Annotated in this window: 17 protein-coding genes and 1 pseudogene; 4 read left to right on the top strand and 14 right to left on the bottom strand. The window is 43.4% G+C overall.

From position 1 onward, the window contains the following. Positions 1–635: 635 nt before the first annotated feature. Complete coding sequence (locus tag NST45_RS09915) at positions 636–818, bottom strand: hypothetical protein (protein ID WP_339825509.1); 183 nt, start codon at positions 816–818, stop codon at positions 636–638. Positions 819–991: 173 nt separating this feature from the next. Here NST45_RS09915 and NST45_RS09910 point away from each other — a divergent pair, with 173 nt between their 5' ends. Continuing rightward, positions 992–1,879 (top strand): fructose bisphosphate aldolase, encoded by an 888-nt coding sequence (locus NST45_RS09910; protein WP_036688071.1) that lies wholly within the window; start codon positions 992–994, stop codon positions 1,877–1,879. Positions 1,880–2,263: 384 nt separating this feature from the next. Here the strand turns inward: NST45_RS09910 and NST45_RS09905 are convergent, their stop codons facing one another. The 3 genes from NST45_RS09905 to NST45_RS09895 all read right to left on the bottom strand — a co-directional run bounded on the left by NST45_RS09905 (position 2,264) and on the right by NST45_RS09895 (position 5,297). Beyond that, a complete protein-coding gene (locus NST45_RS09905) occupies positions 2,264–2,626 on the bottom strand; it encodes a DUF1304 domain-containing protein (RefSeq protein WP_036688073.1) in 363 nt (120 codons plus the stop codon). Between the two features lie 161 nt (positions 2,627–2,787). After that, complete coding sequence (locus NST45_RS09900; RefSeq protein ID WP_036688074.1) at positions 2,788–3,621, bottom strand: hypothetical protein; 834 nt, start codon at positions 3,619–3,621, stop codon at positions 2,788–2,790. A gap of 92 nt (positions 3,622–3,713) precedes the next feature. Next, complete coding sequence (locus NST45_RS09895; RefSeq protein WP_076100066.1) at positions 3,714–5,297, bottom strand: glycoside hydrolase family 43 protein; 1,584 nt, start codon at positions 5,295–5,297, stop codon at positions 3,714–3,716. A gap of 121 nt (positions 5,298–5,418) precedes the next feature. Here NST45_RS09895 and NST45_RS09890 point away from each other — a divergent pair, with 121 nt between their 5' ends. After that, on the top strand, positions 5,419–6,276 hold the full coding sequence (locus NST45_RS09890; protein ID WP_076100068.1) for an AraC family transcriptional regulator: 858 nt from the start codon (positions 5,419–5,421) through the stop codon (positions 6,274–6,276). A gap of 7 nt (positions 6,277–6,283) precedes the next feature. On the opposite strand, the gene NST45_RS09885 is transcribed toward NST45_RS09890, so the two are convergent. Further along, entirely contained in the window at positions 6,284–7,738 is a 1,455-nt protein-coding gene (locus NST45_RS09885; RefSeq protein ID WP_339825504.1) for a glycosyl hydrolase family 28 protein, read from the bottom strand. Between the two features lie 212 nt (positions 7,739–7,950). On the opposite strand from NST45_RS09885, the gene NST45_RS09880 reads away from it, so the two are divergent. Continuing rightward, positions 7,951–9,057, top strand: a complete 1,107-nt coding sequence (locus NST45_RS09880) for a glycoside hydrolase family 88 protein (protein ID WP_339825501.1) — start codon at positions 7,951–7,953, stop codon at positions 9,055–9,057. A 63-nt stretch (positions 9,058–9,120) separates the two neighbouring features. Here NST45_RS09880 and NST45_RS09875 read toward each other — a convergent pair whose 3' ends face one another. The 8 genes and pseudogenes from NST45_RS09875 to NST45_RS09840 form a co-directional block, all read right to left on the bottom strand. Continuing rightward, positions 9,121–10,182, bottom strand: coding sequence for a glycoside hydrolase family 76 protein (locus NST45_RS09875; RefSeq protein WP_339825498.1), 1,062 nt, complete (start codon positions 10,180–10,182; stop codon positions 9,121–9,123). A gap of 12 nt (positions 10,183–10,194) precedes the next feature. Next, positions 10,195–11,250, bottom strand: coding sequence for a glycoside hydrolase family 76 protein (locus NST45_RS09870; RefSeq protein ID WP_326046863.1), 1,056 nt, complete (start codon positions 11,248–11,250; stop codon positions 10,195–10,197). Positions 11,251–11,283: 33 nt separating this feature from the next. Further along, on the bottom strand, positions 11,284–12,171 hold the full coding sequence (locus tag NST45_RS09865; RefSeq protein ID WP_076142466.1) for a carbohydrate ABC transporter permease: 888 nt from the start codon (positions 12,169–12,171) through the stop codon (positions 11,284–11,286). 33 nt (positions 12,172–12,204) lie between these two features. Further along, positions 12,205–13,092: a sugar ABC transporter permease gene (locus tag NST45_RS09860; RefSeq protein WP_036688088.1), complete on the bottom strand. Its 888-nt coding sequence runs from the start codon at positions 13,090–13,092 to the stop codon at positions 12,205–12,207. A 64-nt stretch (positions 13,093–13,156) separates the two neighbouring features. Next, positions 13,157–14,461: an ABC transporter substrate-binding protein gene (locus NST45_RS09855; protein ID WP_076100072.1), complete on the bottom strand. Its 1,305-nt coding sequence runs from the start codon at positions 14,459–14,461 to the stop codon at positions 13,157–13,159. A 44-nt stretch (positions 14,462–14,505) separates the two neighbouring features. Next, complete coding sequence (locus NST45_RS09850; protein WP_076106474.1) at positions 14,506–15,771, bottom strand: glycoside hydrolase family 125 protein; 1,266 nt, start codon at positions 15,769–15,771, stop codon at positions 14,506–14,508. Positions 15,772–16,016: 245 nt separating this feature from the next. Continuing rightward, positions 16,017–17,201 carry a GntR family transcriptional regulator gene (locus tag NST45_RS09845; RefSeq protein ID WP_076194647.1) on the bottom strand — a complete coding sequence of 395 codons (1,185 nt, stop codon included), beginning with the start codon at positions 17,199–17,201 and terminating at the stop codon, positions 16,017–16,019. Between the two features lie 225 nt (positions 17,202–17,426). Beyond that, a pseudogene (locus tag NST45_RS09840) lies at positions 17,427–17,561 on the bottom strand (VOC family protein); the annotation flags it as partial. Between the two features lie 230 nt (positions 17,562–17,791). Between NST45_RS09840 and NST45_RS09835 the strand changes: the two are divergent. Next, entirely contained in the window at positions 17,792–19,486 is a 1,695-nt protein-coding gene (locus NST45_RS09835; RefSeq protein WP_036688094.1) for a M3 family oligoendopeptidase, read from the top strand. 77 nt (positions 19,487–19,563) lie between these two features. On the opposite strand, the gene NST45_RS09830 is transcribed toward NST45_RS09835, so the two are convergent. Further along, the gene (locus NST45_RS09830; RefSeq protein WP_038571688.1) at positions 19,564–22,317 is read right to left on the bottom strand and encodes a glycoside hydrolase family 2; all 2,754 of its coding nucleotides are present in this window, start codon (positions 22,315–22,317) and stop codon (positions 19,564–19,566) included. Between the last annotated feature and the right edge of the window lie 80 nt (positions 22,318–22,397).

The following is a 22,397-nucleotide window of genomic DNA, read 5'->3' as shown; positions in this document are numbered from 1 at the left end:
AAAAATGTTCCAATAACACTAAATAGCTGCAATACAGTCCGTTACAGTGTGTATTATCGTCAATCTTGGCTAGTCCGGACTCAGATGACCTCAAACGTCGATTCGTACTCTTCAGTTGAGGCTTTATGTCCACACTAACTATGGGTTCGGACTCAGATGACGCTATACGTCGATCTTAATCGTCTGCTGAGGCTACCGTCCTCGCCATCGAAAGTCCGGACTCAGGAGACGCTATTTCGCAGATTTAGCCCATTTCGCCATGCTATCGGACCCAGATGCAGCTATTCGACCAAATATACTCTTCTTTGGAGCAAAAACTTGGCAATAAGAGCTATGCGGTCCGATACTCCTGAAAAATGCTCCAAAAACACTAAATAGCTGCAATACAGTCCGTTACGGTGTGTATTATCGTCAATCTTGGCTAGTCCGGACTCAGATGACCTCAAACGTCGATTCGTACTCGTCAGTTGAGGCTTTATGTCCACACTAACTATGGGTTCGGACTCAGATGACGCTATATGTCGATTCTTAATCGTCTGCTGAGGCTACTCGTCCTCGCCATCGACGGTCCGGACTCAGGAGACGCTATTTCGCAGATTTAGGCCATGTTGCCCTGCTATCGGACTCGGATGCAGCTATTCGATCAAATCCACTCTTCTTTGGAGCAAAAACTTGGCAATAAGAGCTTTGCGGTCCGATACTTCTGAATAATGCTCCAAAAACGCCAAATAGCTGCAATACAGTCCGAACGATGATGTAGTATCGTCTATCTTGGCTAATCCGGACTCAGAAGACCACACACGTCGATACCACGTCATCCTCATAGAACAGCCGGACCCAGAAGTCCTTATATCGCAGATTCAAATCCCCTCACAATAGACTAGTTACCAGCCGAGTTTACAATACCATTTGTTTAGAGCCGCTACATTAAGTGTTATAGTTAATGAACATAAGAATTTTCATTCAGTTCACGAAAGGAAGGAGAATTTTCATGAATATGGAGCAATGGGAACGAATTCGGACGGGACAGGGATTTATAGCTGCCTTGGATCAAAGTGGTGGCAGTACACCAAAAGCGCTGCTGCAATATGGTGTTGCAGAGGACAGTTACTCTAATGAAGATCAAATGTATGGGTTGGTTCACGAGATGAGAACGCGCATTATCAAGAGCCCTGCATTTGATTCTAAGCATATACTGGGTGCAATCTTATTTGAGAACACAATGGATCGTTCTATAGACGGTCAATATACTGCCGATTTTCTATGGGAGAAAAAAGGTATTGTGCCTTTCCTGAAAATCGATAAAGGGCTTGCCGACCCTGAGGACGGAGTACAACTAATGAAGCCTATTCCCGGCTTGAATGATCTTCTGAAGCGGGCCAACGAACGTAACATCTTCGGTACAAAAATGCGCTCGGTGATTAAAGAGGCTAACCCTGCCGGTATAAAAAAGGTGGTAGAACAGCAGTTTGAAATCGGCAAGCAGATTTTAGCAGCGGGACTCGTTCCTATTATCGAACCGGAAGTTGATATCCACACTGCTGATAAAACAGCTTCAGAGAAGCTGCTAAAAGAAGAACTATCGGCCCAATTGTCTACGCTGGGCAAAGACGTGAAGGTCATGCTTAAGCTCTCCATTCCAACGGAGAATAATTTCTACCGCGAATTAATGGATGATCCTCACGTTTTGCGAATTGTCGCTTTATCAGGCGGTTACACACAAGCAGAAGCAAACGATAAGCTCGCCCATAATCAAGGACTGATTGCCAGCTTCTCACGTGCGTTATCGCAGGGACTAAGCGCTGGACAATCAGAAGAAGAGTTTAACGCGCTCCTCTCCAAATCTGTAGAAGCGATTTATACAGCATCTATTAAATAAGATCCCCATTTAACCAGCACATAAAAAGAGCTGTTTCCCTGACAGGTGATCCCTGCTGGGAAGCAGCTCTTTTTTATGATAAGGTTTTACTTTTAAAGTCTAGAACTTTCAGATTAAACGCCATTTCGTCTACTCTTTTAGCCCACACAATCATGCAATAGGTTTGCTAAAGTCCCCCTTTCATCTTATCTAAAGGCCATACCTTTACCTAAAACATATTAATCTACCACTTCTCTGTTGTTTCTCGGTACACCATCCATAATTCCTGTTTTTAATCCAGCATATTTCCTTACCCAATAATTTCTTGATCTTACGCAAAAAAGGCTTCCACCACGCATGTATGCGAGTAGAAACCCTACTAAAGTCCACTACTTCTAAGTTATCTTAAATCGAAACCACGAGGATTAATGCAACTAAGGCTGGAAGACCTTGCATAAACAAAATAGACTTTTTCACCGTCAGTCCGCCATATAATGCCGCCACAATAACTGTTGCCAAGAAGAAGATTTCAATTTGATGGCCGAAATTTACATTCGGATGAACCAATCCCCAAATTAAACCTGCCGCCAAAAATCCATTGTATAACCCTTGATTCGCGGCCAGAGTTTTAGAAGCATCCGCAACTTCCTGTGTCATTCCAAAGACTCGAAGCCCTTTTGGCTTTGACCAAGCGAACATTTCTAAATAAACAATATAGATATGTATTAACGCAACAACACCGACCATAATATTAGCTACCCATACCATCAAAATAACCACCTTTATTTAATTTGTGTACAATTTAATTTTATCATACCAAAGTTAAAAAGTGTATACATCATCCCATAAACAATTCGAAACTAAAAAAGAATAGCCATAATCTTCAAAAAAAAGACTATCGCTATTCCATACGTAATGTTTATGAAATTCTAAAATATTTTTGCAGCAATATAAACGGTCACGCTATTGTAAAAACCATAATGAGAGCCATTGCTCCAGACGAAATTGCTAGGATCTGAAATTGCTGTGTTTTGAGAAGGTTGATGTCCATGTTTCTCTGACCATAGACCTGAGCTATTTTGAAGCATGAAGTGGTAATCAACGTTATCCTCAGGAATATCGACTTTACCATTCCCATTTGAGTCGATCCACCCCACTCTAAGTGCAATACGATGTTCATCGGAATTAATCGCTGCAGTTCGGCCCGGAAGTATCCGCCAACCTGGCTTAAAATATAAAGGATTCGTATTGCCATCTTGAACCACAAGACCAGCAGTATAATACACATTAGTAAAATAGGCAGGATCTCTGACATTTGAGACCCCGTCTCCATCACCAGGGTTGATTGCCCCTGGAAATCTTAAGGCATAACCATAACAGTTAATTCCATAGCTATTTTCGGCTGTATACGGCCATGCATGACCATAAGCGGAAGATAGGGTTGCTTGCGGAGAATCAGGTTCAAAAGTAGGTGTTATTAGCTCCGGTGCCAACAATTCATTATTTATAAGGTTGTCATCTGCTGGGGGCACAAAGCTTGAAGACTCTTTGAGTTCTCCAACAGTAGTAACATTTCCTTGTGTGTCCACAATAATCGTATCGTCGCCTTTCCATTCTCCAACCCAAGCCTTTTCCGGTCCAGAAGTTTGGACTTCTTTCAAATTACTCACGTCGACGTCGATGGGTGCGGCCATTGCAGCAGAGGACAGGGCCAGATTCAGCAAGAGTGTGCAGGTTAATACGACTTTATAAGTCTTTTTCAAAATCACAAACATCCCTTTCTATGTAAGATAAGTAAAAATTAACATTTTATCCTAAAATAGAATATGAAGAATGTTATGGTTTTTTTGAACACCTATAAAGCTTTATATTCAAAATAGTCAAAATAAGCCGGCTTCGCTTGCTGATCCAAATCCTGAGCACATACCCCGACATAGGAACCGGTAAAGCCGAGCTTACCGCCATATTCATCCGAAAGCGTGCCAAAATCTAAGGGAGTACAGACAGCTGTCCAATTCACCCCATCTGGAGAGGCATAAAACAACAGATCACGTCCATGAATTTCCGCCTTTAGATAATAACGATCCCAATTCTTCACAGATAGCTGCATAGAGGAAATCTCATCGTATTTGCCACCTCTACACAGCACAACGCCCAAACTAGTTCCACGGATCTCATCTGCGGTAACACGCAAATAATAGTAATCACTGTCATCATAATAGAGGACTAGTCCAGCCATTTGCAGGAAGCTATCCGGCTCGAATTCCAGACAGGTTGTAGCTGAGCATTCAAAATGTTGAATCGGCCGGGCAATTAAGCTCTGATCATGCAGTGAAGCTAACGACTCTCTACCGCGCAGACGAAGAAACCCTGGGCGTTCCTTCAAGCTAACCCAAGATTCATCAAAGGGCACACGCAAGCTTTGGTATGGAAATCCAAGAACCTCTCCATCAAAATCATCTCTGTATGGCAGCTCCTCAAAAGTGAATATAGGCAGTTCAGGAGCCATTGTCTCCAATGCAGGCAGCTTCCCTCCGTGAGCCAATCGCAACCAGCCATCCTCTGTCCATTCACAGCGTTGAATAGCAGTTTCCCGGCCTAACGGATTCATCGTTGACGTTCCCGGAATCGGACGTGTGCATAAATGTGCCATGTACCAGTCCCCATTCTGAGTCTCTACGAGCGATCCATGACCTGCTTGCTGAAACGGGTAGGTCAGATCATGCGCCGTGGTCATAATCGGGAAATCCGGATCAGTCTCATAAGGACCTGTGAGGCTTCGGCTTCTAGCTAAGGTAACCATATGGTTGATGCCGGTGCCCCCTTCAGCTGTCAGTAAGTAATAGTACCCATCCTTCTGGTACAATTGCGGACCTTCGGTCACTCCGATAGGTGTCCCTTTATAAATTTCATGGATAGGTCCCGTTAATTTGCCAGTCTCCGGGTCATATTCCTGCATAATGATGCCAGAGAAGTTATTGTGATTTTTACGGAAATCCCAACGCATATTAAGCAGCCATTTGGTCCCGTCCAGATCATGGAACAAAAATGGATCAAACCCGCTGCCATTAAGTCTAACCGGCTCACTCCACGGACCCATGATATCAGTCGCTGTAATTAAATAGTTATGCAGATCTTTATATACACTTTTGCGAGATTTCACATCTGTAAATAGCAGATAGAACACGCCTTGATCATAAGAAAGCGCTGGTGCCCAAATGGAACCAGAACTTACGTTACCACGCAGATCTACTTGTGAGGCTTCTGTCAGAACACGTGAAATGGAATGCCAATGGACTAGATCCTTGGAATGATGGATTTCTACACCTGGAAACCATTCAAAAGTAGATGTTGCGATATAATAATCATCCCCTACTCTAATAAAAGACGGATCTGGATGAAAACCTGCCAACACCGGATTAACAATTTTTCGCGTCATAATGTTACCCTCCACTACCGGATTTTTCATAGTTTAACGTATTTATTGTATCGCTTTCATAATAATTAAAGTTATAATGGGATATAAGAAAATGTTTATATTTTGTCATCTTGGAGGGCCTATGAAGCAGCTGTTCGAACCTGTTGTTTTTGAAGAACACAAGACCTTGATTTGGGATTATAAAATATATACCGACGACTATTACAAAGGTTATTATCACTGGCATCAATGCTGCGAAGTCATGTTCGTGTATGGCGGACAGGGAAACGTTGTTGTGAATCAGCAGATGTACGATATTCGCAGGGGAATGTTATTCTTTTTCCAGCCCTATCAGCTGCACCGGATCTATTCTGAGGTTTCTCCCGAGTGTCCTTTTGAACGAACCATCTTCTACATTGATCCACATGTTGCTGAGCACCTGCTGGAGGGTTTTGCGAAAAGAAAGGCTTTATTCACAGCGCTTTGGCAAGGAAAAAATACACATTGTGCCTTTGATCTTAAGGACCACGTTGAGTCTGTGGAGTGGATTCTGGAGCATTATAATCACAATAAAAAAGTCAGTCTGACTGAGGATACCGAAGACATTTCACTGTTAATTCTTCAATTATTGAGCAGTATAGGAACTGAAGATCAGCATGTATTCCAATCAGGAGAACGGCGAACCTTGCGCTATTCTGAGAAAATCATGAGTTTTATCGAAGAGCATTATCATGAGGAGGTTAATCTGAATCAGTTGGCTGAGGAGATTCACTTGTCCAAATCCTATATCTCCAGAATCTTTCATCAGGAAACCGGAGGAAGGCTTGTTGATTATCTGACTGCCCGCCGGATCAAACAGGCCTGCCGCTTGTTAGGAACGACAGACCTGCCTGTGGAGCAAATCGGAATCACTGTTGGTTTTCCAAATGCCTCTTATTTCAATCAACTGTTCAAAAGAGTCCTAGGGACGACTCCATTAAAATATAGAAAAAGTAATTAGATCTAATCTACACAACCGTATTTTTTTCAGTAACGAAGAGTATATTTTTAGCAAAATGATTAATATCTATCAGCTCTGGGCGGGGGGCGTCCATCAGTTCACCATTGAACCTTAAATTGACAAAGGTCACATTTTCAACAGCTCTCTCTTCGTCATATCCATAAATTCGTGAAGGGTTGGCCGTCCCGCTATAGCTGATGTCTCGAAATGTAATGTCCCGGATGCTTGTCCCCGGCTCTGGATTGTAGTCCTTGTTATAGACCACTCGCACATCAATTAGCTGCCCCTGCTCAATACGTTCCACACGTATATTCTCATATAGAACATTACATACCTTATTTCGATCCCCGGCATTAATCGCCAGTGCCCCCCAATAATTCTCTTGCGGTTCGTGATGATTCAAGATATCAATATTCGCAAAAACAATAGACTCAATTACGTCACCATTCCGTTCATGGTCACCATGAGTGCCAATCATCAATGGATGAGCAACATCCGCCCACAGAATAGAATCACGAACGCTAATATTGCGGGTATCCCCATAAAAATCCCATCTTGAGCCATAGATAGCAATACAATCATCAGAATTACGCATAAAAACATCCCGGATTCTAATCTCAGAACTAGACATGATATCAATGCCATCAGACCAACCGCGAGTGCTAAACGATTTGAAATTATCAATCACAATCTGCTCAGACTGCCCGATGAAAATGCTATAATGTGGCGGATCAATCACGGTAATACCTTCCACATTTATAGATCGTGAAAAAACAATTCGTATCCCTCGAAAGGCCGAGAATCGATGAAAATCCGCAAGATAAATTACACCGCGACCACGAATGGATACATCATGAACTCCCTCGCATACCAAGGAACCTACAAGCACTGAACCTCCGGCAAGATACACCGTGGTTTCCGAAGGGACCGGCAATACTGTTTCTTCTATATAATGTGTGCCCGGAGCGAAATAAAGCACCTTCCTCTTTTCACGAGGATCAGCAGCGGTATTATCCAGCAGACGTAAAAGATCAGGTTTCCGGTGTATACCCGGTTGGACTACTAAGACATTAGCATCCTCTGGTTGAGGGGCATCCTTCTCCTTAGGGTTAGTAAATAAATGCAGATTCCGAAAAATATCACCGTTGATCTCAATCGATAACTTTTGCGGACCCGTTAGTTTAAACAAAATGGTATTTCCATGATGTTCGTAAGTGATCCCTCGCGAAGCCGGAGCAATGTTCACACAATCAATCTCCGTATAAAGACAGGTGACTTCAACTTCTACTGTACCTTCCAGATCAAAATAAGCCATGGATGCAGGACGTACCTCATGCATATCTACCTTAACCTCGTAAATAAACAAGCTATGCCATTCTCCTTCAGGCTGCCGTACTCTGACCTTATAATCCTCACGTCCCGGGAAATCTTTAGGTGCTTTATATACTTGTAAATCATCCACTTTACCATCCTCCTGTTCATTTAGATTGTATCGCTTCTAACACCGATAAAGTTTTAATGTGTTATGCAGAAATGTTTGTATTTTGTCAGTTATAGATTAAAAGCCTGTTACAACATGACAATAATCAAACATTTCCTTATATCAAAACACAACTTTCCTGAGCTTTAGAAAGCTATACTCATAACATCCTAAATACACTGGAGGCAGTAACAATGACAAACCCTTATTGGCAAGAGATCATGGGTAGACTCGATACAAAAGTAGAACGTATGATAGAGCAGATCGGTGATAAGTGCCCGCATTTCGCCGGAAAAGATGGCAAATTTGATGATATTGGTTCAGACTGGTGGACTACAGGGTTCTGGCCTGGACTCCTCTGGATCATGCATGATATGACCGGAAAAGACCTTTACAAGGAGGCCGCTTGGCATTGGGACGGTACCTTGGAGGAATGGTTTATTAAACCAACGGTTGAGATGCATCACGATGTGGGATTCCAATTCCTACCGACAGCTGTAATCAAACATACAATTACAGGTGACGAAGATGCCCTGCGCAGAGGAATTGAAGCGGCGAATTTCCTCGCTGCCCGCTATAATCCTGTAGGTAAATTCATCCGCGCATGGAATGAAGATAAATACGGCTGGGTAATTATCGACTGTATGTTAAATATCTCCCTGCTGTTCTGGGCCAGCAAAGTGACAGGTGATCCCCGCTATAAGCATATTGCAATTAACCACGCCGAGACGACGATGCAATATGGCATACGTGAGGATGGATCCACCAAACATATTATTTCTTTTGATGCAGAGACAGGTGCTTATATTGAGAATTTTGGCGGTCAAGGCTACTCGGCTGAATCCTCTTGGAGCCGTGGAACGGCTTGGGGACTGTACGGCTTCATCAATACTTATCGCCACACTGGAGATGAACGTTTCCTGAACACTGCTAAACGGATCGCACATTATTTCATCTCTGCTTTACCCGAGGATCAAGTCCCTTTTTGGGATTTCCGCCTAGAGGATGACACACGGATGTTTCGAGATAGCTCTGCAGCCTCTATAGCCGCTTCAGGATTATTAGAGCTTGCAGATATCGTACCATTAGGCGAAAAAAGTCTATATGCAAATGCAGCGGAGCGAATTCTGCGCTCACTGACTGAAAATTACGCAACCTGGGAGCAGCCGGAGCATGAAGCGATTTTATTGCACGGAACTGGCAGTGGCGATTCCTTCATTGATGTATCCCTGATCTATGGAGACTACTATTATATTGAGGCTATCGCTAAATTAAATGGCTGGAAGCGTCGAATCTTCTAATTGTAGATAGTTATTCAAACAACAAAAAGACACCTCTCTTGAGGTGTCTTTATATTTTATATGCTACTCGTTCGCCAGTGCCGCCGCACCCTCCAGCAGCATCAAGCCGCTGAGTTGAATGCTCAGCTGAACCGGAAGCTCCGGTTTCACTTCCCACGATGAACTGCACAGACCCAGTTGTTTATCCAGACCTTTTTCCCATAACTGCATTGCATCGGCCAATACGACCTCGCGAATACGGATATTTTCAGGAGATTCTTTACAGAGCTGAACCAAATAACGAATCAGAATACCCTTGAACAAACCCGTATCATCAATGCCTTCATCAGGCAGTATCAGATTAACCGGATCACATAACCGATCAATACAAGTATTAGCCGTTCGATTCGCATCTTCTAAGTAATGAACATTACCCGTATTCTTGTAAAGCTCTAGGCCAGCGCCTAGAAACACTCCCTGACAGTACGTAAACTCCCAATCGTAATCGATCTGGCCATCCCCGCGTCTATTCATCCCATCCCACACAAAACCAGTCGCAGAATCCACTAAATATGTCTTGTTCCATTCATAGATACGGAGTGCCCACTCCAGATCCTCTTGCTTATGAAAAAGTTCATATAACCGGGCTGCAAGGATAACGGCAGGTGCATTGGCAGGAGTGTTTTTATAATCGAGCTGATCCTTCTTCCACGCCAGACCTCCACCCAACTGTTCATTCCAAGCCGTCTTAATATCCTCCCATAGATCAAGCACAGCACTTAAATAGGCTTCATATCCTGTAACCCGATAAGCACGCAGCAACGCCAATGCTGTCCATTCCATATCATCATAGTAATTATGCCTGAAAGTCCCCCCGTTATAAGTTTGCAGACTTTGACTTAGCTCCTTAATTCTCAAGGAATACACAGGATCTCCACTACGCTCATAACCATCTACTAAAATATCAATGACATGAGCCTGCCACCAATAATAAAAGTTTTCCCCCGCAACGTTGTACTCTCTGGGATACCATTGGTTCATGATCCCAGTCTCAGCATTATAATAATTACGTAGTAGACATTGTTGGAACCACTCGGACTTTTCCTGCCAACTGACCCCTTCTATGGCTTCCTTTGCTTGTGTCATTAAGAACTCACCTCAAACCTGTTCCTTAGTTAATTCAGCCATCTTCTCCAGCAGTTTGATCGCACTAAGCTGGGAGCTGAGCTGAATTACACCAGCAGTGGACGAAGTCCAATCTGTGCCAAACAACACTGTGTCCTCTGACTTTCCTTGTTCCCAGAGACATTCTGCATTCGCACGCAGGAAATCAACAGCATCAACTGCTGCAGAATCAGCTTTAACCCATTCAGCTGTATAGCGAATCAGGATCCCTTTAAACAGTCCCGCATCACCATTCCCTTCATCTGGCAGCACACCTCCCTGAGAGTCAGCAAGTTCATGTGCTGCGGCGGCAAAGGTTAGGTGAGCATCTTCTAAATATTCTTGCTCTTTAGTAATACGGTACAGTTCAACTGCTGCGCCAATGAAGACGCCTTGATTGTAGGAGTATTTCCAATCCTTATCGATCTGGCCATTGCCAGTGCGATTCATGCCATCCCATACAAAACCCGTTGCCGGATCTACCAGATGCTCTTTTTGCCATCTGTATATTTTTAACGCCCATTCAAGATTGCTAGCTTCACCAAAAGCTTGATACAAGCGTGCCGCAAGTATAGCTGCCGGTGCGTTGGCTGGTGTATTTTTATAATCCAACTGTGACTTCTGCCAAGCAATCCCACCGCCCATATGCTCGTTCCAACCTGTCTGAATGTCATTCCATAAAAGAAGGGCTGTATCTTTATAACCTTCCACTCCTGTTGCTTGATATGCACGAAGCCACGCGAGAGCCATCCATTCCATATCATCATACAACTCGTTTGGCCATACTCCACCATTTCGCTGAAGCAGACCTTCATGAAGTGCGGAAAGCCTTTCGGCATACCAGTTCTCTCTAGTCCGCTGTAGTCCATCTACCAATACATCCACAGCATGAGCCATCCACCAATAATGAAAAATCGTGTTGCATTCTCCATTTGGACAAGGTGTTTCTATATTGTACATTTTGATCGCTTCATTCCAGAAGAATGAATCCAGCGCAGCTTGTGCTTGATTCGCCCGTGCCTCCCAAATCCCTATCTCCAATTGGTTCATATAGACTCTCTCCCTGGTTCGATTTTTGTTGCATTAACCCTTAATACCACTAAAGGCTATTCCCTGTACAAAATAACGCTGAAGCGCTAAAAACAACACCAATATCGGCAAGATCGCTACTAGTGCACCAGCCATCATTGGACCGTAGTCTGTTTGAAAATTATAAGAAAAAGCTTGAAGTCCCATTTGAATCGTTGCTTTGTCGGGATCATTCAGCACAATCATTGGCCATAAGAAACTGTTCCAGCCCGCTTGGAAGGTAAAGATACTTAAAGTAGCCAACGCTGGTTTAGTCAACGGCAAATAAATCCGCCAAAATATTTTAAACTCTCCACAGCCTTCGATCCGGGCCATTTCCATCATGTCACTAGGCAAGGTGAGAAAGAATTGCCGCATAAAGAACACAGCAAAGGTTCCTGAAGCGCCCGGAAGAATAATCCCCCAGAATGAGTTCATCAGCCCGTTACCCCCGCTACCAAAAATATCATTGCCTCCAAAAAGAGGAATATGGCGCATAACATAAACCGTGGGGATCATCGTCACAATGCCTGGTATCATCATCGCCGCAAGCAGCACGCGGAATATTGGCTTATTGAGCTTAAAATTCAACTTTGCAAACGCGTATCCACTGATGGAACCAAAGAACAGATTCGCCAGTACACCCGCTACTGCAAGTACAAGCGAATTCCAGAAATAGAGCGCAAACGGAACCGTAGTAAATGCCTTACGATAGTGTTCTAAGGTCAAATGTGAAGGAAACCACCGGATGGGCATGGCGAATATCTCTTCGTCAGGCTTCAAGGATGTAAGAACACTCCAATAAAAAGGTAGAAACATTACGATGGCAATAACAATGCACACTATATAATAGATAGATTTACTTAAGCTTCTTTTTAATAACGAACTTCCGCTAGTATCCATACCTCTATCCCCCTTCTGCATGGCAAGCCCGGCTTATACAATGGACTCCTCCGCCTTTGTGATCCGCATGTTTATAAGTGAGAATATGAGAATCGCCACAGCAAGCACAAATGCTTGTGCAGACGCATACCCCATTTGCAATTGATTAAAGCCCTGCTGATAGATCAGATAAACCGGGGTCTTTGTCATATTCGCCGGACCACCCTGCGTCAGCACAAAAGCTTGGTCGAACAACTGCAACGCACCAATGATTGACATCGTACTGACAAGAAAGGTCGTTGGTCGCAGCTGCGGCCAAGTAATAAACCGGAAACAAGCCAGCTTATTAGCACCGTCCAGCCGTGCAGATTCGTACAAATAGTCAGGCACGCCTTGCAGACCTGCCAAGTAGATAATCATATTAGAACCTACCGACTGCCAGAGGGTAAGCATAATAATGGACAACATCGCCGTTCGTGTCTCGGATAACCAAGCCGGACCTGTAATCCCAACATAAGACAACAATCCGTTAACCAAACCAAATTCAGGATGCAAAAGCCAGATCCATACCGTAGCTGCAGCAACAGCGGATGTAAGGGTAGGCAGATAATTCAGTGTGCGGAACAACTTTACCCCACGCCAGGATCGACTAAGTAGAATCCCGAGGAGAAGCGAAATCAGAATATTAAATGGAACGAAAATGATGGAATACAGAAATACATTTCGGAATGTTTTCCATAACAAACTGTCCTCTATCAAACGGCGATAGTTATCAAAACCGATCCAATCGTTTCTACTAAGTACATCGTAGTTGGTAAAGCTTAAATATAGCGCCATTACCACGGGGATGACCGTGAAAACTGTAAACAGCAATACCGTGGGTGTAATAAACAGATAAGCCGTCCGCGCCTGATGTTTCTCTAGCTTTCTGATGGAAGCCATTTCAGCTCCCCCCTCCTAAGCAAAAGGGAGGCGAAACCTCCCTTCACTTCAAATGTCTTACTTATTACTTCACTACTTCATTATCCTTCAGCATTTTGTCGCCCTCTTCTTGCGATTTCTTTAAGGTCTCATCAATGCTCATCTTGTTTTGCTGGTTAAGCTGCAAATTAGGGGCCAAAGCATCAGTCTCCATCACGGAATAACCAGGGTGGTTCGGACGAACCTTAGCGAACTCCAGCGTTTCCAGAAACGGCTGCCACTTTGGATCATCCTTGAAAAATGGATCTTCCATCGATGGCTTATAACCCGGCAGATTTAGACTCGTCTTAGCCCAGAGCAACGCGTTATCCTTGTTCGCTGTCCACCATTTGATGAACTCCCATGCCTCTTCTTTATGTTTGGAGCCTTCTGGAATCACTAGACCAAATCCCCCCATGACACTGCCTTTATCACCATTTGGTCCGGCCGGAGGAGGAACGATTCCATAATCCAGATCTTTACCATATTTGTTATAGGTGCTGAGCATCCATGGACCGGAATACAGCATAGCCACTTTACCTGTGACAAAAGCATCTTGCCCTTCACCAAGTCCAAGTTCGAAACCTACTTTATACACTTTGTCCTTATTCATTAGGCGATCCCAGAACTCAAGCACTTGCTTGCCCTGCTCATTATTAAAATTGGTCTTTCCATCCTCTGTAAGCATGGTGCCGCCAGCCTGTTGGAGATACATATTAAAAAGTCCCAAATCTCCCATGGAAAAACCTGCAGTCTCCAGTTTATTGCCATTCCATTTCGTTAGCTTCGTAGCCGCTGCCTCTAGCTCATCCCAAGTTGTTGGAGGCTGAAGTCCTGCCTCTGCGAGCAGCTTCTTATTATAGAAAAGAGCACGTGCATCTACTGTAAGCGGCAGCCCATATAATTTGTCATCGTATGAAAGCTCCCGTAGGGATTCACTGTAGAAATCATCTTCGGAAATGCCGTCACGCGTTAAGTATTCATCCACCGGATGCAGTACATTTTTCGGGGCATACAGCGAAGTTCTCCAACGGTCCCAAAACAGTACATCAGGAGTGCCGCCATTGGTCGCAGAAGTTAGGAATTTCGTAATCATATCCTGTTGCAGCACATATTTTACGTGAATTTTTTCCTGCGATTTATTAAAAGCATCCACCATGGTCTCGAATTGCTTCTGCCCCTCACCGCCCCAATCTCCCCAGAAGGTAAGCTCTGTCTTTTTCCCGGTACTGCTCCCAGCTTTGCTTGTGTTTCCGGTCTCTTTGTCCGCAGATCCGTTATTACCACCGCAGCCCGCAGCAAGAGCAGTAGTCATTACCAAAACAATTGAGGTAACCAGCCATTTTTTCATGTTCTCTATCCCCTTTAGAGTCGATTATAAAAACCTTGTTGGTCTCAACCGCGCTTAATTTGCCTACCACAGCGCATGAGTACAAGCTCACAGAACATCATGTTTGCCCAAGAGAACCATGGACGTGTAAATTCATCAGGATTATCCACATGAAACCCTTCATGCATAAATCCAGTTCCAGCATCCGTCTTCTCCAGCAGCTGAAGTAAGGCTTCCTGTTCCTCAAAGCGGGTAGATGTCATTCCCTGCATCGCTAAAGCTATGGGCCAGATGTACCGATTTGACGTATGCGGACTTCCAATGCCAGCAGCCGCTTTTCCAGCGAAAAAATAGGGATTAGTGCTACTTAAAATAAGTTCACGGGTATTTTTATAGATAGGATCATCAGCAGTCACATAACCCAAATAAGGGATGGAGAGAAGACTCGGTACATTTGCATCATCCATAATATTCACCTGTCCCAGACCATCTACTTCATAGGCATAGACCGTCCCAAACTCTGGATGTTCTACAATTCCATACTCACTTATTCCCTTATTGAGCTGGTCAGATAGTTTTCTAGCTTTCTTTTCCAGCTCCTGATCACCTAAAATCTCACGGGCAATTTCACACACATATCGTAAAACAACCACCGCGAACATATTGGCTGGAACCAAATACCCATATTCACAGGCATCGTCACTAGGACGAAATCCAGACCAAGTCATTCCGGTATAAGCCGTCAACGTCCCTTTGCCTTCTCGAGCTAACGTATCCGTGGGCGGACAGTTCATCCGTTGAAAAAGATATTTTGAATCGCGCTCATGGTTCTGTTCGGTAGTCCATAATGTTATGATTCTTTCTATGCCCGTTACAAATGACTCATTAAACTGACTTGTGCGACCCGAATTCTTCCAGAGCAGATAACTCAGTTGGATTGGATAACATAACGAATCAATTTCATATTTTCTTTCCCAGACTCCCGGGCTCATCTCTGTCAGATCCTCTTGGTGACCATGCCCACTTTCTTCTTCATTGAATGCGTTAGCATAAGGATCAAGCTGGATGTAAGTAAATTGTCTACGTACAAGTCCCTCAATCATGTCTGCAATTTCTTCATCTTCGGAGGCAAGGATTAGGAAAGGTCTGACCTGTGCGGCGGAATCCCGTAGCCACATCGCTGGAATATCCCCGGTAATAACAAAAGTGCTTCCGTTTGGCATTCGTTTTAAGGTTGTGTTCCAGGTGTTAGCCATACATTTCTCGAACATGTCGGCTAATTTCGGACGATCACTCAGCTGTGCTTTTACGCTAGATGCCAGTTTTTGCATCGACTCGGGTATTTCTCTAGTTGCTTTCAGTTATAATACCCCCTTTTTCTTTTGAGCTTTGAAGCGCTTTCATTGATTAGTATATTGTCATGTAATTGGTATGTCAATATGTTTATTTATTATAATAATATATCAATACATCTATAAAGATAAATATATTTCTAAAATAAATAAAAAAACCCATCCATAAAGATAGGTTTTCATAACAACTAATATATGTTTAATTTGGATAATAACCCAAATTTCTATTTAGAGATGGATTGTTTAGCAGAGCTTGTTGATTCACCAGAAATCAACTCAGCTTCCAGCATTATCTTATTGGACACACTTTGCCCGTTCATAATTCGCAATACATTTTCTACTGCGAGTCGCCCCATCTCTTCTTCATTTTGCCGTAAATGGGTAAATGCATAACCCGAACCGAGTGGAGTTGGCGGACTATCAAAGCAAATGATCGAAATATCTTCTGGAATCCGTAGCCCAAGTCGTTGGACCGCAGTTCTAGCCAGCAGCGCAATATTATATTCCACAGCAAAAAGCGCTGTTATTGTTGGATTCTTTTGCAAATGAGAAATAAGCCGTGAAATGTCATGTTCAATATTCTCATCGTTGAAGGAATCCGGTAGTGTTGAGGTCAAATCGCTGACCCACAATCCCTTGTCTACAGCTATCCCCCGCTCCGCATGCGCTTGAATAAATCCTTCTACCCGCTCTTCAAGAGCTGTGGTATCCGCTGGAGGTGGAGAGAGAAAGGAGATGTGAGTATGCCCGAGATCAAATAAATACTCCGTACCTTTGAGTGCAGCCTGCATATTATCAGTACTGATCGATGCTGCTGCCACTCCTTTTAAATGGCGATCTACCAGAACTAGCGGGAAGCGCCCTATCACCAATTTTAGAATCTCAGCATTAAAAAATTCGCCTTGAGCCGGAAAAATGATCAGACCATCTACACCTAAGCTGAGCAACTTCTGAATAGACTTCTCTTCGTTCTCCGGGACCCCAAAGGTTCTTCTTAAAACCAGAAAACAATCATTATCACGTGAAGCCTGCTCCATGCCATAAATCAAGCCTGTGCCATAGCTGTTGCCAAAGTCGGTAATAACCAGACCGATCGTCTTTTCCTCATGGTTAAAGGAATTGAAAACAGTTCCGTCGGAGACCGTCCCCGGAGATATTGCTGATTCCATGTAATCGACTGCTGGATCAGCCACAAATGAACCTCTTCCAGGTTTTCTCACAATTAATTGTTCCGCGGCGAGCATTTCCAGAGCTTTTTTACTCGTAATCCGACTAACATTATAGGCTTCAGCCAGTTCTTTCTCAGAGGGAACCCGTTCCCCTTGTCCATAAGATTTATTAACGATAAGCTGCTTCACTTCATCAAATATTTTTTCATACATCGGTTTGGATGATGTTGTCTCACTCATGACTTTCGTTATCTCCTGACTCTAATTTTTTCATCTTATACATAATAATATATCATGATATATTAAGTTTGTCGACATTTGTACTGCTGCTGCAAAAAAAGAGGGAGGAAGGATGTATGGTGTAAAGTGTAAAGTGGAAAAATACAAATATTCATATATAAACAGAGATAACCCGTATTCAGCGAATGCGGGTTAAATAAAGGCTAAGTAATCGATAAGCTGTTGAAAGGCAACTGCTCCATGTTCAAATTCGTTCCCAATGATCCCTTTGGTCGGGAATCCTAATCCATCCTTGTAAAAAATAAAAGCCTTCTCCAGATCGTCCACACCTAGTGTTATTACTGTAATCCGGGGTTTCATCTATATCGAGCCTCCTATTTTCGTTTCATTACATTGTACGGATGCGCTCATAAATTGCATTTTTACTATATTCTTAGATAATATCAAACCGTATTTCATCTAACAAGTTTTTACACTTTTGTCCATTTGTTCTTTTTTTATTCAAAAACAGCTAACACAGGTCTATCGTAAATTGCTGTTCAGAATATATAATAGAGACTATCTGGTATAGAAAGGAAGTTGAATAGTTAATGAAATTTAATGATTATCGCTATGAGCGCCCGGATGTAGAGAAGTTCAAACAGGATTTTAACAACCTGCTTAAAGATCTCAATGACACCGAGCCATTAGAAGTGCAAAAGGCTTCCGTTACCGCTATTAACAAGCTTCGCAATGAGTTTGACACGCTGCAGACATTGGTTAGCGTTCGCCATTCGATCAATACAACAGATGAATTCTACAAGGCTGAACAGGAATTCATGGACGAAATTGGGCCTATCGTTCAGGAATACATAACGGACTATTACAAAGCACTCGTCAATTCCAAATACAGAGCCGAATTCGAACAAGAATGGGGCACACAGCTGCTTCAGCTTGCAGAAGTAGCTCTGCGTACTTTTAGTCCAGAAATCATCGAAGATTTACAATTGGAGAACAAACTCTCTACAGAATACGCTCAGCTTATCGCGTCCGCTAAGATTCCATTCGAAGGCGAAGAACGCACACTGACTCAGCTTACTCCTTTTGAATTGTCCACGGACCGTGATATGCGTAAACGTGCTTCACAAGCCAGATATGATTTTATGTCTGAACATGAAAGTGAATTTGATCGAATCTATGACGAGCTAGTTAAAGTCCGTGACCGCATTGCTAAAAAGCTTGGTTACAGCAACTTTGTGGAGCTAGGTTATGACCGGATGATGCGGACCGATTATAACGCCGACATGGTAGCCAACTTCCGCAAACAAGTTCTGGAGCATATCGTACCCGTCTCCCAACAGCTTAAGAAACGGCAGACTGAACGTCTAGGCCTGGATGCCTTGAAATTTTATGACGAGAACTTCAGCTTCAAGACTGGCAACGCCACTCCTAAAGGAGATCCTGACTGGATTGTAGCTAACGGATCAAAGATGTACAAAGAGCTCTCTCCGGAAACTGATGAATTTTTTACTTTTATGTTGGATAACAATCTAGTGGATTTAGTAAGTAAAAAAGGAAAGCAAGGCGGCGGCTATTGTACTTACTTCAGCCAATACCAGGCACCTTTTATTTTCTCGAATTTCAATGGAACCTCAGGGGATATTGATGTCTTGACCCATGAAGTGGGGCATGCCTTCCAGGTGTATGAAAGCCGAAATATTAATGTACCCGAATATGCTTTTCCTACTTATGAAGCCTGTGAGATCCATTCCATGAGCATGGAGTTTTTTGCTTGGCCATGGATGGAATTGTTCTTTGAAGAGGATGCAGACAAATACCGTTTCAATCATTTGGCAGATAGCCTTCAGTTTATTCCTTACGGAGTTACTGTAGATGAATTCCAGCATTTTGTTTACAGCAATCCTGAAGCAACCCCTGCTGAACGTAAGCAAGCATGGCGAGAAATCGAGAAAAAATATTTGCCGCACCGCAATTATGAAGGTAATGCTTATCTGGAACAGGGTGGATTTTGGCATAAGCAAGGCCATATCTTCGCTTCCCCGTTCTATTACATTGACTATACACTAGCACAGCTATGTGCCTTCCAGTTCTGGAAACGCTCAAATGAAGATTTCAAATCCGCTTGGAGTGATTATTTGGAGTTATGTCAAGCCGGAGGAAGCAAATCCTTTATCAAGCTAGTTGAACTTGCGGGCCTGACTTCACCTTTTGAAGATGGCTGCATTAGCTCGGTCATTGGGGAGATTGAAAGCTGGTTAAACAGCATTAATGATAAAGAACTTTAATAATACCTTGCAGTACCGATAAAAAAGCAATCCCTGCTTCTTAGCTGGGATTGCTTTTTTTTGCACATCGAGGTTATTTAGCGATAACGAATCAACAAGTCCAGTGGATAACGACCTGCATTACGGCCATACAAAGCTAGCCCGCCGTCCTCTGCTTGCAGCTCCAAACGAAAAACACGATTGCGATCCAGCTTCGCTGCTAACTGCCCCGGTACACTTGCCTTGCATAGGTAGCCGTAAGATCCAGCCTCATCCAGCTTATTCGCTATTGGCTGATAATGCCAAGACAAAATCCCTCTGCTATCAGCCGGATCATCCGGTAAATAGAAAGAACCAATCCGCTGCCCATCCACCAGAACGTTCACTCGGGAAGGATGACGCTCTTCATCCGTCATATAATACGTATTCGGATTATATTCCACCCTCGCATCTGCCCCATGCATAAGATCAAGGCCCATATCATTAAGCTTCGTACCTTCAACATGCCGCGCCAGCAATCGTTTAGCACTTGCTTCGAACATGATCTCAATCTCACCAATCATCGATTTATCTGCTGCATCTGGCAGTGTAACCTCATATACATAATGACCTTGCCCAGCACCATTAATCTTAGATCCTTGGATAGCATCCCATTGATGCTTAAAGTTATGTTCGGTATAAGCTCCCACTGGAATTTTTATAAATTCTCCTTCACCTTTAAACAATACAGTGTTATTACCGCCTCTTACATCGAAAGTAATGAAATTCCGCGTGATCACTTCACCCTTCTCATTAATCAGAGAAACAGCAAGTATTGCAGCCGCCTCCTGACCAGGCATTGTAATGTTCAAAGAAGGAAGTATAGTGTTTCCAAAGTTATCCCATTTCACAGACATATGTCCACTTTGCGCAGTGACCCGAATCCCCAAATTGTCGTACCACAGTTCCCATTTCAGCTTCAAATTATGACCGTGATAGCTGTCCGCGAAGCTGGAACCTAGCAAAGGTACTTTAACACTCTGCCCTGCTTCTACTGTCTGGCATGGAGGAGCATCTATCACGATAAAATCTGGGGAATGCAGATCCGCAATCGTCATCCCGGGAACAAAATCCCCATATCCAAAATCCTTATCGCTCCCGTCTAGCCGGTAATAACCATTGAACTCATTCGTAACATCACGGAATTCTGTAAATACGAATCCACATAGCTTATCATGCCGCCGGAATTCATTCATCATATAGCGGTAATGCCATGCCAAATCACTGTCCCCTGCACCACCTTCGATCCCCCACACGTTGCCGCATTCGCTGTTCATTAGAGGTGCATCAGACTGTACGTTGCCGCCAATACAGTTAAACTCCGACCCTGGGAATGTTTTATCTACAACCTCATTCATGTGGGCTTGCAGCTGCTCGTAACCATTAATGTAAAAGTGCCATGTATTAATATCCGATTCCACATGATCATAATTACAAGGCGAGTTATCCTCAACAATTCTAGTCGGATCAAGCTGCTTCGCCCAGCGATATTTCTCCCGCACCCATTCCTGTGTCTCTTTAAGATAACTACTCTGCTGCTGTACATCACTTGTGAGGCCAGCCTTCTGAGCATCTGTCTTCAAACCCCAGGTCTCATTGAACATAACCCACGAAAAAATAGATGGATGATTATAATCTCGTTCAATCACCTCAAGGGCTTCACTCTCATAGGAGGCTCTGGCTTTGTCATCTGGATTACCCCAGAAACAAGGCATATCTTCCATAACAAGAATGCCAAGCTTATCCGCCCAATACAGCTTACGGGGTTCTTCGGGCTTGATATGAATTCGCACCATGTTTAGTCCCAAACGTTTCATTAGATAAATTTCATCCCGCATGTCTTCATCCGTTGGATAGGTGAAATAACCTGTCTTGTGATAGGACTGATCAAGAGTGCCGTTCAAATATATCGGCTTGCCATTTAAGGTGATCCACCGATAATCACGATCGTCAAAGCGGGCAGTCTGAATTTCGCGAATTCCGAAATAAGTGCTGACTGTATCTGTACCAAACGATCCACTAAGCTGCAGTTCACCTTCGTATAAATAAGGAGTTTCTGGACTCCACAAATGCGGATTGGGAATATCGATAGACAGCTTACATTCGTTCTCCCCTGCTATAAGCTGCAGCTTCTCTGTATGAACAACGGAATGATCAGCGAATTGCAGCGTAAAATCTGCCGAACCCGTTTCATGCGAATTTATTCTTGTAGTTATAATCACCTGTCCATCTATACTGGTCACAAACTTTGCATCTTTCATATAAGTTTCGGGGCGTGCTTCAAGCCATACTGGCTGCCAAATTCCACGGATTTCTCCATATCCTTGTTTGCCCCGCGCTTGATAAGCATGATCGGAATCCTCAGCTCTTACGACAATATTATTCTCACTGTTAGCTGCCCAGTAAGGTGTAACATCAAATTCAAATGAACCATATCCACCTTGATGTGAACCTACATGTTCTCCATTTATCCACACATCACATGAATAATCTACTGCCCCAAAACGTAAAAACAATCGTGTTTGTTGGTCGATAGCCTGCCCATTCACGGTGCGTCGATACCAGCCGATTCCTTGTTGATCGCAGCCAATTCCGGATAAGGGACTTACCCAAGAAAAAGGTACAGTGATCATTGAATCGTAAGCGATTTCAGGATTGGAGTACCATAACGCCTTCATACCTTCGTTGTTCGGATCAAAGTTAAATGACCATTGCCCATTCAAATTCATCCATTCCTGACGTTGCCAATGTGGATGAGGGTGTTCAGATCGAGGAATCTCAAGTGTCTCAGAAGCTAATATAGAAGTTGTCATTTGGCGAGCACAGCCTTTCAAAATAAGAAGTTGAGCCCATTTTAGCACCAGTATATTATTTTCGCAATGTTTATTATGAT

Source organism: Paenibacillus sp. FSL R7-0163, assembly GCF_037969975.1.
Classification (GTDB): domain Bacteria; phylum Bacillota; class Bacilli; order Paenibacillales; family Paenibacillaceae; genus Paenibacillus_AQ; species Paenibacillus_AQ odorifer.
Note: the sequence above shows the minus strand (reverse complement) of the source record. Positions and strands in the feature narration are given on the sequence as shown.

Excerpts from the sequence above, each read along its gene's own strand:
- NST45_RS09915 (WP_339825509.1), bottom strand. The coding sequence starts at position 818 with ATGACGTGGTATCGACGTGTGTGGTCTTCTGAGTCCGGATTAGCCAAG.
- NST45_RS09910 (WP_036688071.1), top strand. The coding sequence starts at position 992 with ATGAATATGGAGCAATGGGAACGAATTCGGACGGGACAGGGATTTATA.
- NST45_RS09905 (WP_036688073.1), bottom strand. The coding sequence starts at position 2,626 with ATGGTATGGGTAGCTAATATTATGGTCGGTGTTGTTGCGTTAATACAT.
- NST45_RS09895 (WP_076100066.1), bottom strand. The coding sequence starts at position 5,297 with ATGACGCGAAAAATTGTTAATCCGGTGTTGGCAGGTTTTCATCCAGAT.
- NST45_RS09890 (WP_076100068.1), top strand. The coding sequence starts at position 5,419 with ATGAAGCAGCTGTTCGAACCTGTTGTTTTTGAAGAACACAAGACCTTG.
- NST45_RS09880 (WP_339825501.1), top strand. The coding sequence starts at position 7,951 with ATGACAAACCCTTATTGGCAAGAGATCATGGGTAGACTCGATACAAAA.
- NST45_RS09875 (WP_339825498.1), bottom strand. The coding sequence starts at position 10,182 with ATGACACAAGCAAAGGAAGCCATAGAAGGGGTCAGTTGGCAGGAAAAG.
- NST45_RS09870 (WP_326046863.1), bottom strand. The coding sequence starts at position 11,250 with ATGAACCAATTGGAGATAGGGATTTGGGAGGCACGGGCGAATCAAGCA.
- NST45_RS09865 (WP_076142466.1), bottom strand. The coding sequence starts at position 12,171 with ATGGATACTAGCGGAAGTTCGTTATTAAAAAGAAGCTTAAGTAAATCT.
- NST45_RS09860 (WP_036688088.1), bottom strand. The coding sequence starts at position 13,092 with ATGGCTTCCATCAGAAAGCTAGAGAAACATCAGGCGCGGACGGCTTAT.
- NST45_RS09855 (WP_076100072.1), bottom strand. The coding sequence starts at position 14,461 with ATGAAAAAATGGCTGGTTACCTCAATTGTTTTGGTAATGACTACTGCT.
- NST45_RS09850 (WP_076106474.1), bottom strand. The coding sequence starts at position 15,771 with ATGCAAAAACTGGCATCTAGCGTAAAAGCACAGCTGAGTGATCGTCCG.
- NST45_RS09845 (WP_076194647.1), bottom strand. The coding sequence starts at position 17,201 with ATGAGTGAGACAACATCATCCAAACCGATGTATGAAAAAATATTTGAT.
- NST45_RS09835 (WP_036688094.1), top strand. The coding sequence starts at position 17,792 with ATGAAATTTAATGATTATCGCTATGAGCGCCCGGATGTAGAGAAGTTC.
- NST45_RS09830 (WP_038571688.1), bottom strand. The coding sequence starts at position 22,317 with ATGACAACTTCTATATTAGCTTCTGAGACACTTGAGATTCCTCGATCT.